Source organism: Cupriavidus sp. FW305-F7 (assembly GCF_058782875.1).
Genome location: NZ_JBYSYC010000041.1, coordinates 44,664 through 57,841, shown reverse-complemented (window position 1 = coordinate 57,841; position 13,178 = coordinate 44,664). Strand labels below are relative to the sequence as shown.

Genomic DNA, 13,178 nt, shown 5'->3' with positions numbered 1-13,178 from the left:
ACTTGCGGACGGGTTACACGCACGCTGTCATTCAAACAATTAGAGGCAATGATGAGCACGATTATCGAGCAACTGGCGAGCTTCGGAAGCAATACCAGGTTTTGTGATATTCCGAGCGCGGTCACGGAAGAGGCGAAACGCCTCATTCTCGACTCCCTTGGCTGTGCCCTGGCCGGGATTGACAATCCTAAGGGTCGCATCGGCATTGAATACGGACGACTGATGGGCGTGTCCGGAGACGCAACCATTATCGGCACGCCACACCGGGTCTCCATCTTCGGTGCGGCGTTTGCCAACGGTGAACTGATTAACGCACTTGACATGGACGCTGTGGTGCCTCCCGGCCATGTCACACCGTACGTCCTACCCGGCTCTCTCGCACTTGGTGAAACACTCGGAAGCTCCGGGGAAGACGTCATCCGCTCTGTCGCCGTGGCGCACGAAATGTCGTGGCGCATGGGAAAGGCGATGGACTACTTGCGGGACACCAAGGACGGCAAAGTCTCTCCTCCGCCGGTCTTCGGCTACAGCAGTACGATTTTCGGCGCAACAGCCGCAATCGGCATGCTGCAAGGTCAATCGGTCGAATGCTTAGCTCATTCGCTAGGGATTGCCGGAAGTATTCCACCGGCGCAATCCATGATGTCCTACTTCCGCCATGCGCCTAGTACTACCATCAAGTACCTGATGGCGGGTACGCTGGTCCAGTCAGCGATGACTGCGGCGCATATGGGACAGCTGGGGCATCGCGGCGACTTGGAAATCCTGGACGACAGTGAAGTCGGGTTCGCCAAGTTTATCGGCACTCGCAAGTGGGAGCCAGAGAAAATCACCGCTGAACTAGGAACGCGCTGGGGATTCATCAACGAGCAAATCTACAAGCCCTATCCCCACTGCCGAATTCTCCACGGCCCGTTGGATTGTGTCAGGGAAATTGTAGAGAATAACGATATCCGTCCCGAAGAGATTGAGGGTATCAAGGTATTCGTTGAAGGTTTCGTTGAACAGCCAGTATGGCTTACACGAGACATTCAACATGTGCACGACGCGCAATTCAGCATCGCCCACGGCATTGCAATGGGTGCTCATCGATTGCCGCTGGGGCGTGCATGGCAAGAACCGGAGAACGTATTCAGCCATTCGGTTATGGAGTTGATGGAGAAGGTCACGCACGAAGTGCACCCTGATTACGTCAAGGAACTGATTGCACATGGTTCCGCTCGACCGTCAAAGGTCGAAGTACGCGCACGTGGGAAGACTTTTGTTGCCGAACGACTTTATCCGAAGGGCAGCCCCTCTCCCGACCCGGTGAGTCGGATGACCACGGAGGAACTGGTTCAGAAATTCCGCCACAACGCCAGTGGAGTGATTACTGAAGGGGCCGCCGATGGCGTTGTAAATGAAGTACTGGCACTGGAGAGGGTGTCGAGCTTCACGAACGTCATGAAGCTTGTTGCACGGACTTGACCGTAAGTAGAACGGTGTGACGGTGACGGTGTCGAGCGCGATATGTGTCTTATAGCGCCCGACGTCGCCATTGGTTACAGAAGTCCGGTCTCGCCATGCTTTTCTTTAGCAAGTCGTTCCTCGGCGCCAGTTGACACCCGCATGTCGCTGTTGCGTCGTTGTAGGCGTTGCCTGTGAGCGTTGCACGAGGTAAGCCTCTTTTCGGATTCCGCCATGCCATCGAAACCCTACAGAGCTACCTCACTCGAGCGCGGATTGGCAGTGCTGAAAACGTTGGGCACCGCCGGTCGCCCCCCTGCGCAACCAAGATGTCGTCGCAAGCACTGGATTGCCTAAGGCAACTGTCTCGCGACTGACGAATACGCTCGAGGCGATGGGTTATCTGAGCCGCACGGACAATGGCAGTTACGTGCCAGCATTTTCGAGTGCAGGCCCGGGTCGAGCTATGTTAGCAGGGCTGGGCCTAAACCGGCACACACCGCTCTTCCAGAAATTCTTCGCCGAAACGGACGGTGAGGCCGTGCTCGAAGCGAAAATCGGAAGCAGAATGGCCTCAGTTCTTCGTTGGTCCACCGCCGGCAGCGCCGCCCCGATGCACGGAACCGAAGACACCGTTCATCCTGGATTGTCTCCATCAAATGCTTGCTTTGAGTTCGCTCACGGTAATGGGACGCCCGTTGACGACACATGGCACAGGCAATTGGTTACGGCAGGTTGGTGCTATCGTTGGAGAGAATCTGCCCACCAATTGTCGGCATCCATGAGTGTACGGTTCGAACACGTTGGGGACTTTGTGCTCACGTTGAAGGTGCCCAAAACGAGTCCACCGAATATGGACGAGTTGCATAGCCTAGGAGCACACCTAGTCCGGTTAGCGGCTGCCCTTCCAAACCACTAGCTATCAGGAGGGCAGGCGTCATGGATGCCAAGCCGCTTCAAAGCATTTGGAAAATATCAGGTCCCTCGGTAGCCGACTCACGCCTCTCGGGAATTGTTTCGCGCCGCTCAGCTGCAGGGGCAACGGAACTTAATACCGGTTCCGTGCGCAAATCGGCTCCCGCGCGCCAGCAGCCCGGCTCGGATTTCGTTGATGCCTTTGCTCATGGCCTCACGTTGCCGGAATGTTGGAGGACTACCGACACATGGCTGACTAATGCTGAACTATCAGAGCGGTCCGGACTGACTCGCCAAAATGTCACCAGGCTCTCCGCTGTGCTCCTCGAGCGCGGCTATCTCGTGCGCGAGCGTCATCGGGGAAGACTGCGACTTACCGCGCTGACGATGAACTTGGGAGTTGCGAGCGCATTTGCCAGGGTTCCAGTTCGCGCGGCAAAGCCACAATTGGCTCGACTTGCGAGCGAGTTAGATGTCTACGCGGCTCTCAGTGTTCGGGCCGGCGATAGGCTTCAAATCGTTCAGAACGTCATCAGTCCGTACCATCCTAACGCAGTTCATATGGACGTCGGCGGACAACTTCCAATCTGCAGGTCTGCCTCCGGTCTTGCCCTCGTTTGCGCACTCAGCGCGAGCGAGGCATCGCCACTGATGCAACGACTGCAATTGCACTACGGAGTCCGATGGTCTTCGTTTGAGCGGCACCTGCAAAAGACCAGGCTCGAATACTTGAGCAAGGGATACTGCGCCTCAGTGTGTATCTTGGCGCGTGATGTGGGTGCAGTCGCCGTGCCCGTTGTCACACCAGGAAGCGAGGAAATTTTCGTTTTGGCTTGTGGTATGCCGGCACGGGAGTTTTACCCTGAGCGTGTCGACGTGGTCGTCGTTGGAGTGGTCGGAATGACAAGTTGCGGTAACTTCGGTACGAGAAGCTTCGGACTATCCATTTCGCCAGCGTCATTCCGCTGCGTACAAAGGGCTCTCGCCGGTTGCTGTTCCGCCATCAGGATGCTCGCGGCTCTAGCCGTTACTATGGCGGAGCCGTCCTCCGACGGCGATAACGGCGTCAGCGTCGACGCGCGAAATCTCCAGCGCAGCTTCCTCCACAGCCGCAAGCGGGCTATGCGGCCAGACACCCGCATACACTCCCGCGAATCTTTGTTCTGCCCCTGACTGGACAAGGTCAGGACCTTGCCGTCACGACCTAGGGTGGGCCCGCAGACAATCAGGGCTCGCTTGCACCCAAGTCGGTCAAGCTCTTGTCCGAGCATGCGAAGACTGTCAGCGCCCTGAAATACGCGTAGCGGAGGGATAACATGTCGAAAGGACGCATCGCGCTCGTGCTCATTACCGTTAAGGTTGCTTTAAGCAGGACGATGGCGACGCCGCCAGAGCGTAGCGCTGAAAGGCAAAGCGTCATTAGCGAAGGGCGGCCTCGCGGAATACCACTTGGAGCAAGTGAGTCTGCAAATTACCCTGAAGATTTGCCGTATGAAGCGCTACATGCGCCAAGCGCTTGGCAAGGTGGTCATCCGACTATGGAAAATCCCGCGATTCTACCGTGGTTGATGGCGAGAGGCTAGCCACAAGGCCTTGCCATTGGTAGGTAACGACAAGAATGCTCACGAAAACAAAATCAGCAGTCAAATTCGACGAAGACGATACGTTCAATCCTCACTGGCGACAGAACCTTGCTGTTTGCATCGTCGGTTCATTCACCACCGTCGTGGCGATGACAATACTATTGCCGTTCCTGCCGCTGTACGTGGAACAGCTTGGAGTCCACGACGACGCCTCGATTGTTAGATGGTCGGGAGTCGCATACGGCTCTACGTTCTTTACGGCTGCTCTGGTGGCGCCCCTGTGGGGACGTCTGGCAGACAAGTATGGACGCAAGCTGATGATGATGCGAGCAAGCCTTGGCATGGCCATCGCGATGTCCCTAATCGGGATGGCTCACGACATCTGGCAACTGGTTGCGCTGCGACTCCTGGCTGGCCTGCTCGGCGGCTATTCATCGGGCTCGACCATTATTGTTGCGACACAAACTCCCAAGGCACGCGTGGGGTGGGCGCTGGGCATGCTTGCCTCAGGCGTCATGGCTGGCAATCTAGTTGGACCGTTGGTCGGAGGAGCGTTAGCCCCTCTTATGGGCATACGGCAGACCTTTCTCGCGGCGGGCGCTATTATCTTCGTCGCCTTCCTTGGCACGGCTTTTTTAATCCGTGAAGATATCACTCATGAGACGAACATGCAGAAGAAGGCGGAGGGCGGCTGGGCTGCCATACCTGCCAGAGGACCGCTGTGCGCGATGCTCGCAACTGGGCTCCTCCTGATGTTCGCCAATATGTCCATCGAGCCCATCATCACGGTATATGTCGCGCAGCTCGTGCATCGCGCGGACCAGGTCACCATTGTTTCGGGTTTCGCAATGTCCGCTACGGCACTGGGCAGCATTCTCTCAGCAGCACGTCTGGGCCAAGTGGCTGACCGGGTTGGGCACTGGACTGTAATCATCGGGTCCCTAAGTGTCGCTGCAGTGCTTCTCGTTCCGCAAGCATTCGTCAACTCGGCCTGGCAGTTGGTTGTTCTACGCTTCCTGATGGGCATCGCCCTAGGCGGACTATTGCCTTGCGTGGCGAGCGTCATCCGGAATAGTGTTCCGGACAAAATAGCCGGCAATATGCTCGGTTACTCGACATCCGCCCAATGCGCCGGTCAAGTTGCCGGTCCGCTTGTCGGAGGCGTTGTAGGAGGGGCGCTGGGCATGCAGGCCGTTTTTCTGGGTACGGCCGTTCTGCTAGCCTGCGGCGCGGGATACAACATCTGGATGAAAGCCCGATATTCCCGGCAACTGGGTCATAGCGGCTGAGGGCAGTTTTTCCACCAAGCCCATAGCGAGACGTGTACTGAGGAGGCCGGTGCATCCCTGCTGAGAGACAAGCTCAGTTGCCTCAGGTCCACGATATCTCCGCAGTCCGAAGGGGGGGGTCCCCTATGGGACTCAGCACCGCTTCGAGCGTTTCCTTTTGACGCGAGGTGACTTGTTACCCTCTTCTTGCACTGGGCGCTTCGACGCGGTACTGGATGCATACCGCGGCTCGCTGGTCGATCAACGCGGCATGTCGGCTTCGGCCGTCCGCAACCACATGCGTACGGCCATGGCCTTTTTGCTCGACGCGGTTTCCCCGGAGACTCCTCTTGCGGAACTGTCGATCCAAACCGTGGATCGTTTTGTGGCGGTTTCGGGTGAGCACATGAGCGGGCAGAGCTTGCAACAGGTGGCCGCGCATCTGCGGTCATTCTGATTGGTCTTGTACACCTGTGGCTATATCCACGAGCGCACCCGAACGATCGACATCCCGCGTGCGTATAGCGACGAACTGCCACCACGCGCACTCCCCTGGAACGACGTCCTCGCACCACTTCGTTCCATCGATCGGGCAAGCATGATTGGCTGCCGCGACCATGCGATTCTCTATCTGATGGCGCACTACGGCTTGCGACCTGCGGAGATCGCCGCATTTCAGCTGGACTCGATCGACTGGGCGCAAAGGACTTTGCGCGTGCAGCAACGCAAGACCCATTCGGAGCTTCTCCTTCCGTTGTCCATTCAGGCCACCCGCATACTCAAACGTTATCTGAAGTTCGTCAGGCCGGTTGCCCGCGGTCGAACGGGTTTGTTTCTGCGCTCTCATCGGCCGCGAGTGGCTGGATCCGACCTTTTCACTGTACGTCCAACATCCCGGCAAGCTCGAAACGACCTGCTGCTGGCACCTCTATAAGCGCTTGAAAATTTTATTCAGCTGCTTCGAAGAGCGTACGCAACGCCCCACCGGAACGTTGTTTCGCACTGAAAGGCCACCGTCGCACGATTGATTATCCTCGGCAGTGACGGTCGCATGAATGATGAGCGCGGCTCGCACGAATGGTGATCTTCGACGCCAGTTCACTCTGACCATGCCGAAGCGTTCCGCATACTGGAAGTGGCATCAGGGAGCGGCTCGCTTCTGCGAGACGCAGGTCGCGACGAAGCAAAGCGCCGGATGCCACCCAGCAAGGCCTCCAGCCCCGGGGGCATGCGTTCGGCATCCCAGACGAAATACGCGTAGCGGCGTGGCAGGATCTGGCTCAATGGCACGAAGACGACGCCCGGCAACGGGATATGCGCGAGCGACTCAAGCACGAAGCCGATGCCCAACCCGCGCGAGACGAGATGCAGCGTGCTCATTGCGCCTTCCGATTCAAACGAGATATGCGGATAGAAGCCCGCCATGGCGCACGCCCCGATCAGCTGATCATGGGTATTCGGAGCTCGATCGCGGGTGGGTATGACAAAGCACTCGTCGCGCAACAGCTCGATGTCGATCGTCATGCGGCGGGTCAAGGGATGTCCAATGGGCAGGCATAGGACGAAGCGGTCCTCGAACAGCTGGATATACTCCAGTCCTGTGGGAGGTACCGGGAAGTTCAACAGGCCTGCGTCGAGCCTGCCGGAGCGGACGAGATCGGTCTGGCTTTGCGATGTCGTCTCCCGCATGACGATCTCGATCTCGGGATGGTCGTGGCGACAGTCCAGGATGACCTGATCCAAACCGCCTTGCAGCACCGGACCCGAGAACCCCACTTCGATACGGCCCGCTTTTCCTTCGGCCAGTGAACGCGAAAAGCTCTCTGTGCGCGACGCGTGGCTCAGCATCTCGCGCGCGGATTTCAGCATCAGTTCGCCGGCGAGCGTGATGCGAACCTTCTTGCTGTCGCGGTCGAACAGCCGAACACCGAAGTGCTCTTCCAGCCTTGCAATACTCGAGCTCAAGGCGGGCTGGCTGATGCACAGCCGCTCCGCGGCGCGTCCGAAATGCATGTCTTCCGCTAAGGCGACAAAGTGGCGCAGTTGTCTGAATTCCATATGGATCGCCTCGGCAAATCGACGATAAGAAAAAGTGATCGTCCGATGGAAATTTGCGATTGGACTGGTCAGACGCCAGTCTACACAATTCTTCGAAAGCGCGGCGGATGGGGATTTTCCCTAGGGAAAACAGGCATTCAAGCCTATGCTGCGGTGGCTTCTGGTTGGCCGCCAGCGATAAGCGGACTGTCGCGGCGCATGCTTCGATCGATACATCCTGAACAATAAGAGCCGTGCCACGGCTCAGGAGAAACCATGAACACCATTGTGGAAAAGCTGGCGGCCTTTGCCTCCGAGACCCGCGTCGAAGACCTTCCGGGCCCCGTCATCGAGGAAAGCAAGCGCCTGCTGCTTGACGCTGCCGGATGCGCGCTGGCTGGTCACAGCCATTCCAAGGGAACCATCGGCGTCGCCTTCGCCCGCAGGATGGGCGCCGGGACGCCGGGCTCGCAGGCCACGATCATCGGGACCAGCGAGCGCGTGTCGTCCGTTGCAGCCGGGTTTGCCAATGCAGAGCTGACTAACGCACTGGACTTTGACGCCATTCTCCCGCCGGGGCATGTCAGTCCCTACGTGATTCCTGGTGCGCTAGCCGAGGCGGAGGCGCAAGGGCGCTCGGGCAAGGACCTGCTCTGTGCCGTCGCGATCGGGCATGAGATCTCGAATCGCATCGGCAAGGCGCTGGACTACCTGCGCGATATCAAGGACGGCAAGATCTGCCCGCCGCCGGTGAACGGCTTTTCTAGCACGGTGTTCGGCGCGGCCGCGGCGATCGGCAGAGTGAAAGGCTATTCGAGCGAGACGCTGGCCAATGCCATCGGGATCACAGGCAGCATGTCGCCGGTCAATGCGCAGTGGTCGTGGTCGGTACACATGCCGACGGCATCGGTGAAATACGCCGTCGCCGGCGCGCTGGTGCAGACTGCAATGACCGGCGCATGGCTCGCTGAACTCGGCCATACCGGTGATGTGCAGCTGCTCGACGATCCCGAGTGTGGCTGGCGCAGGATGATCGGAAGCTCGCGCTGGGCGCCCGAGCACATCACCGCCGAGTTGGGCAGTGCGTGGCGATTCCCCGCCGAGCAGGCCTATAAGCCATATCCACACTGTCGCATCCTGCATGCGCCGCTCGACGCGCTGGCCGAGATCCTGGAAGGCAACGATATCCGGCCGGCGGAGATCGAAGGAATCACGGCATGGGTGGAGGGCTTTGTGATGCAGCCGCTATGGCTGAATCGAAAGATCGAGCACGTGACGCAGGCGCAATTCAGCATCGCGCATGGACTGTCGGTCGGCGCGCACCGGATTCCGCCCGGCAAGGCGTGGCAATCGCCGGAGGTGGTATTCGATCCTTCCGTGGTGGCACTGATGGACAAGATCGAATGCGCGGTCCATCCAGACTATGAGACGCTGCTGACCAGCAACGCGGCCAGCCGCCCCACACGCATTGAAGTGCGAGCGCGCGGCAAGACCTTTGTGGCGGAACGGCGCTATCCCAAAGGCAGCCCGTCTCCCGAGCCGGCGACGACGATGACGAACGAGGAACTCATTGCCAAGTTTGCACGCAACGCCGAGGGCGTCATTTCGGAGCGGAATGTCGACCAGTTCGTCAACCGCTTATGGAGGATTGAATCGATGACGGACGTCGGCGAACTCGTCCAGCTTCTGGCGAAGCAATAGGGGAGGGCTCAATTCACTCGCCAGTGTGCCGCGAGTCCAACTCATCGAAAAATTAATCAAACCAAAGGAGACAGAATCATGAGGGCAAAGAGCTTCACTTCAGCCGTCATCAGGAAGCGGCAAGGCATACCGGCGGCATCCTCGCGCGGCTTCCGGCGCAGTCCGGGCGCGAGGGAAATCATGTTTGGCTGTGTGCTGGCCTTAGCGAGCGCGGCAGGAGCCGCTTGGGCGGAAGGCTACCCGGACAAGGGCAGGCCGATTAAGATGATCGTCGGCACCGGTGCCGCCAGTGCGGTCGACATGCTGGCGCGTGCGCTGGGCAAGAGCATGTCGGATGAAGCAGGACTCAACGTGGTGGTCGAGAACAAGCCTGGTGCCGAACTGTCCATCGGGGTGCGCGCCCTCATGTCGTCGCCGCCAGACGGCTACACCCTGATGGTCACCAGCAGTTCGTCGCAGACGCTGAATCCCGTCATCATCCCGCATCTCAAGTATGACCCGGTCAAAGATTACATGCCGGTGGCGACCCTAGCCAAGACGGCGCTCGTCATGAATCTCGGCGCGAGCACCGGCGCCATGTCTGCACGCGAGTTTGTCGACGCCGCACGCAGGAGCCCGGGGAAGTACACCTGCGCGACCGGTTCCACGACACAGCGGATGGCCTGCGAGATGTTAAATACCACGGCCGGTATCAAACTTCTTACCGTTCCCTACAAGGCAACTGCCGCGGCAATGACCGCGCTGGCTTCCGGCGAGGTCGACGTGATCTTCGTCGACGCGGGCTCGGCCAAGGCTCAGTGGCAGAGTGGGCGCGTGCGTGGCGCGGCAGTCACGAGCGAACGCCGGACTCCGGCCCTGCCCGGCCTGCCGACGCTGCGGGAAGAGGGTGTGGCCAATTTCAACATGTCAGCCTGGTACGCGGTCTACATCCCGAACCAGACGCCTCCCGCGGTGGTGGCAACGATCCGCGACATCGTACGCAAGTCCGCAAAGTCACAGCAGTTCGCAGAGGCCATGTCCAACTACGCCATGGAAAGGCTCGACCTGACGCCGGAGCAGATCAACGACATGACCCGCAGCGAGATCCAGGCCTGGACCAAGGCTGTGAACGAAAACGTCAGGTTAGCCAACTGATCCGTGAGCGGACGCCGGCCCAACGCGGGCTCACCTGACGACCAAAACCCCGGTGCTATGGCGGGCATGACACCATTCTTCAGCAGATGGCGCTGATAACGATTGCCGTGCCGGGTCGCCCCCGCTACATGGCTACCACAGCGCTGGCGTGCGTCGGGCGTAGCAACTGGCGTGGGCCAAGCCGGTACAGGCAATCCGTCCCGGCGACGTGGCCTGGTGTCCAACCAGAGTTCCACGGTGCCGCTGACCGCGAGATGAGTCATCGCGGTCAGCGGCGCGACGCCATGCCAGTGCTTGAGAAAATCACCGAGCGCAATACAACGCACGCCAATCCGCAGAAGATACGCCGGGCAGGCGTACTTGCCGTGGCCCTAGGTTTGTCCTCGGCTATGAGCCGCCGCCCCATACACTCAGGAGCCCGCGGGAATGAGCGCTACACAAGCCACCGCACCACAACCCTCTGCTACGCTGACCGCGCGTCAGCGCCATCGTCCCTTGCCGCCTTCGCCGCCGCGGGCGACGTCGCCAAGCTGAACGGAGCAATAGCCGTCGGCAGCAAACGACAAGGTGTGCGGGCGGAACGTTGGCGATGCGCCCATCGCAGCAGACGCGCAAGGCGGCTACTGCTCGGCTGTGTGCTAGCGGTGGCGAGTGCTGTTGGCGCAGCGGCGCAATGCTACCCCGACAAAAGCAACCCGATCAAGAGGATGGTCGGCACGGGCGCCGCCAGTGCCGTCGACATGCTGGCGCGCGCGTCGGGAAAGGGCATGGCGGATGACGCGGGACTTAACGTGGTGGTGGAGAACAAGCCCGGCGCCGAGATATCCATCGTGGACGTGCGCTGATGTCGTCCCAGCCCGATGGTTACACCCTGATGGTGACGAGCAGCTCGTCGTAGACTCTGAATCCAGTCATCATTCTGTATCTGAAGTACCTTCCACTGAACGACTTCGCCCCTGTGGCTGGGCTAACCAAGACCGCACTCGTGATGAATCCCGGCGCCAGCACAGGATCCATGTCTGGACGCGAGCTCATCGAGGCAGCACGCAAGAGTCTCGGAAAGTACACTGCGCAATAGACTGCACAACGCGGCGCATGGCGTGCGAGATGTTGAACGCCAAGGCCGGAATCAAGCATCTCACCGTGCCTTACAAGGCCACGGCATCGGCAATGACCGCGTTGGCATCTGGCGAAGTCGGCTGATTTTCGTCGATGCAGGTACCGCGAAGGCCCAATGGCAGAGCGGGCGCGTACGCGGCGCTGCGGTCACGAGCGAGCGCCGGATTCCTATACTGCCAACGCTACGGGAAGAAGGCATACCAGAGTTCAACATGACCGCCTGGTACGCGGTCTACATCCCGAATCAGACGACGCCCGCGGTGGTGACGACCATCCGCGACATTGTGCGCGAGGCTGCCGGCTCACAGCCGCTTACGATGCCATGTCCAGTTTTTTCCGTGTAGAGGCGGAACCTGACGCCAAAGCAGACCAATGAAATGACCCGCAGCGAAATTCGGACGTAGAACAAGGCCGTGAACGAAAAGGTCAAAACGCTGATTGGTGAGAACACTACAGGGCCGGGCCATCCGATGGGAAATGCTTGCGTCGCCGCCAGTTACGAGCGTGGCAAAGGATCATCGCTATGGCTACTGCGCGACGCGCGGCAGGTGCCGTCGCTTCCAATCAACAATAGCGATATCTCGTCCAAGACCGTTACTGCCCGCGCGCCCACGACGCCGGCGGTCCGTGCTATTTTAGGCCGCAATGAAATCAAATTTCCCATCGCCCTCTTCTTGACCAGTGCAGTACAACGAAACTTGGCCACCAGCTGGCGCCGCTGGTTATAAGCGCGGACTTCGAATTCGATGAAGCCGGCATCGGAACGGCCGTCTGCTCCTCGCAGATCTAGCACCTCGCTTTCTGCGCTCAACGTGTCCGCGTAGCATAAAGCACGCTTTATCCTCACGTCGCTGATTTTGAGTTCACCCAGACTCGTCCCGCGTGTCAGAACACCGATGCCGACGTGGCATGCCCAGTGCACAGGAAAAAAGCTGTGGATCGCCTGTGGCTGGCCATGCAAGGCGTTCTGGCCGCGCGATTGAAACTGTTCCGGAATGGCGGTGAACGAGGCGATATCGGCATCGCTGACAACTTTTCTGGTGACGTGCAGGTAAGTGTATCCGACGCCGAAATCCTCGAAGTATCGGCCGGCAGCAGCAACTGGCATTGGAAGTCCTTCGGTAATCATTGTGAGACGCTAGCGGCGCTCACGCGTTGTCTCTGCTGTGCGAGGGCGAGGAATCTGTGCGAATCAACGCCCACCGACCGATGAGGCAATGCCCTTCGTCAAACGGGGAGCCTCAAGAATGTACTATTGGCCTTTCTTGATAGCCCACATCGCAAAGAGGTCCGAAGAATGCTTGTACTGCGTCCACATCGCTTTGCAAGCACTGCATTGGTATCCCTGTGCTTCAAAGAACAAGCTCTGCCCAACCCTGCGAAAATACTTGCCCGAGATCGGATGCAACGCATCGTGACCATTGGCGCAGCGCGAATCGACTCTAAGATGCTCGCAGAGTCGGCACAACTCAGTGGTGGGCCACATTGGACCACTCCCGCCCTGTCCGTTGACCGAGCGGTCGGCGGCGGCAAAGGAAGCAAGGCTGTTGTCCGACCGCGCAGCGCCAGTATCCATTTTCTTGCCTGGTTCGCTTCTCTGCTTATGCATGCGACGAATTGCTGCCCAGTAAAGAGCGAGGACGGAGTCCGATCCCGTGTCCACCGCAGCCTGTCTGTAACGCTCTCCTTGCGGGTAAAGCGACAGCCCGAATTCTGCGGCAGATGCGAAGCATATGACCTGACCACGTGCATCAGCCTTTTCGATGAGCTCGTTGATAAGGACTGAAACGTGCACCAGGTAATTTTCATCACCATTGCTTACCTGTTTCATGGCGTCCCCATGCACCACCTTCGTTACCGCCCGAACCTCTTTTTTCAGTTTGGAAAACGCCATGGAAAGCGCTCGGAACGATTTGCTCTGGCTACGCATGATAGCTACCCGATGGCTCCCGCCGCCATCGAGGGACTGCGAGGC

Annotated in this window: 13 protein-coding genes; 10 read left to right on the top strand and 3 right to left on the bottom strand. The window is 59.2% G+C overall.

Translation table 11 applies throughout. From position 1 onward, the window contains the following. The first annotated feature begins 51 nt into the window (after positions 1 to 51). The 6 genes from AC3WL8_RS30290 to AC3WL8_RS30265 all read left to right on the top strand — a co-directional run bounded on the left by AC3WL8_RS30290 (position 52) and on the right by AC3WL8_RS30265 (position 6,146). Positions 52 to 1,467 carry an MmgE/PrpD family protein gene (locus AC3WL8_RS30290; protein ID WP_492379502.1) on the top strand — a complete coding sequence of 472 codons (1,416 nt, stop codon included), beginning with the start codon at positions 52 to 54 and terminating at the stop codon, positions 1,465 to 1,467. Between the two features lie 295 nt (positions 1,468 to 1,762). Beyond that, the gene (locus tag AC3WL8_RS30285) at positions 1,763 to 2,365 is read left to right on the top strand and encodes a helix-turn-helix domain-containing protein (RefSeq protein WP_492379501.1); all 603 of its coding nucleotides are present in this window, start codon (positions 1,763 to 1,765) and stop codon (positions 2,363 to 2,365) included. Between the two features lie 20 nt (positions 2,366 to 2,385). Continuing rightward, complete coding sequence (locus AC3WL8_RS30280; protein WP_492379475.1) at positions 2,386 to 3,534, top strand: IclR family transcriptional regulator; 1,149 nt, start codon at positions 2,386 to 2,388, stop codon at positions 3,532 to 3,534. 445 nt (positions 3,535 to 3,979) lie between these two features. Continuing rightward, positions 3,980 to 5,233, top strand: coding sequence for an MFS transporter (locus AC3WL8_RS30275; RefSeq protein WP_492379474.1), 1,254 nt, complete (start codon positions 3,980 to 3,982; stop codon positions 5,231 to 5,233). 172 nt (positions 5,234 to 5,405) lie between these two features. Further along, positions 5,406 to 5,669: a hypothetical protein gene (locus tag AC3WL8_RS30270; protein WP_492379473.1), complete on the top strand. Its 264-nt coding sequence runs from the start codon at positions 5,406 to 5,408 to the stop codon at positions 5,667 to 5,669. After that, positions 5,670 to 6,146, top strand: coding sequence for a tyrosine-type recombinase/integrase (locus AC3WL8_RS30265; RefSeq protein WP_492379472.1), 477 nt, complete (start codon positions 5,670 to 5,672; stop codon positions 6,144 to 6,146). Positions 6,147 to 6,310: 164 nt separating this feature from the next. On the opposite strand, the gene AC3WL8_RS30260 is transcribed toward AC3WL8_RS30265, so the two are convergent. After that, positions 6,311 to 7,270, bottom strand: coding sequence for a LysR substrate-binding domain-containing protein (locus AC3WL8_RS30260; protein WP_492379471.1), 960 nt, complete (start codon positions 7,268 to 7,270; stop codon positions 6,311 to 6,313). Positions 7,271 to 7,525: 255 nt separating this feature from the next. On the opposite strand from AC3WL8_RS30260, the gene AC3WL8_RS30255 reads away from it, so the two are divergent. The 4 genes from AC3WL8_RS30255 to AC3WL8_RS30240 all read left to right on the top strand — a co-directional run bounded on the left by AC3WL8_RS30255 (position 7,526) and on the right by AC3WL8_RS30240 (position 11,547). Continuing rightward, positions 7,526 to 8,950, top strand: a complete 1,425-nt coding sequence (locus AC3WL8_RS30255) for an MmgE/PrpD family protein (RefSeq protein WP_492379470.1) — start codon at positions 7,526 to 7,528, stop codon at positions 8,948 to 8,950. A gap of 78 nt (positions 8,951 to 9,028) precedes the next feature. Beyond that, entirely contained in the window at positions 9,029 to 10,084 is a 1,056-nt protein-coding gene (locus AC3WL8_RS30250) for a tripartite tricarboxylate transporter substrate binding protein (protein WP_492379469.1), read from the top strand. Between the two features lie 284 nt (positions 10,085 to 10,368). After that, positions 10,369 to 10,929, top strand: coding sequence for a hypothetical protein (locus AC3WL8_RS30245; RefSeq protein WP_492379468.1), 561 nt, complete (start codon positions 10,369 to 10,371; stop codon positions 10,927 to 10,929). Between the two features lie 318 nt (positions 10,930 to 11,247). Continuing rightward, positions 11,248 to 11,547, top strand: coding sequence for a tripartite tricarboxylate transporter substrate-binding protein (locus tag AC3WL8_RS30240; RefSeq protein ID WP_492379500.1), 300 nt, complete (start codon positions 11,248 to 11,250; stop codon positions 11,545 to 11,547). 152 nt (positions 11,548 to 11,699) lie between these two features. Here the strand turns inward: AC3WL8_RS30240 and AC3WL8_RS30235 are convergent, their stop codons facing one another. Together AC3WL8_RS30235 and AC3WL8_RS30230 are read right to left on the bottom strand one after the other, a co-directional pair. After that, a complete protein-coding gene (locus tag AC3WL8_RS30235) occupies positions 11,700 to 12,311 on the bottom strand; it encodes a hotdog family protein (protein WP_492379467.1) in 612 nt (203 codons plus the stop codon). Positions 12,312 to 12,455: 144 nt separating this feature from the next. After that, the gene (locus AC3WL8_RS30230) at positions 12,456 to 13,097 is read right to left on the bottom strand and encodes a hypothetical protein (RefSeq protein ID WP_492379466.1); all 642 of its coding nucleotides are present in this window, start codon (positions 13,095 to 13,097) and stop codon (positions 12,456 to 12,458) included. Positions 13,098 to 13,178: the final 81 nt, after the last annotated feature.

Bases quoted from the DNA above. Each gene is read 5' to 3' on its own strand.
- AC3WL8_RS30260 (WP_492379471.1), bottom strand. From the start codon at position 7,270: ATGGAATTCAGACAACTGCGCCACTTTGTCGCCTTAGCGGAAGACATG.
- AC3WL8_RS30235 (WP_492379467.1), bottom strand. From the start codon at position 12,311: ATGCCAGTTGCTGCTGCCGGCCGATACTTCGAGGATTTCGGCGTCGGA.
- AC3WL8_RS30280 (WP_492379475.1), top strand. From the start codon at position 2,386: ATGGATGCCAAGCCGCTTCAAAGCATTTGGAAAATATCAGGTCCCTCG.
- AC3WL8_RS30245 (WP_492379468.1), top strand. From the start codon at position 10,369: ATGCCAGTGCTTGAGAAAATCACCGAGCGCAATACAACGCACGCCAAT.
- AC3WL8_RS30290 (WP_492379502.1), top strand. From the start codon at position 52: ATGAGCACGATTATCGAGCAACTGGCGAGCTTCGGAAGCAATACCAGG.
- AC3WL8_RS30275 (WP_492379474.1), top strand. From the start codon at position 3,980: ATGCTCACGAAAACAAAATCAGCAGTCAAATTCGACGAAGACGATACG.
- AC3WL8_RS30250 (WP_492379469.1), top strand. From the start codon at position 9,029: ATGAGGGCAAAGAGCTTCACTTCAGCCGTCATCAGGAAGCGGCAAGGC.
- AC3WL8_RS30230 (WP_492379466.1), bottom strand. From the start codon at position 13,097: ATGGCGTTTTCCAAACTGAAAAAAGAGGTTCGGGCGGTAACGAAGGTG.
- AC3WL8_RS30255 (WP_492379470.1), top strand. From the start codon at position 7,526: ATGAACACCATTGTGGAAAAGCTGGCGGCCTTTGCCTCCGAGACCCGC.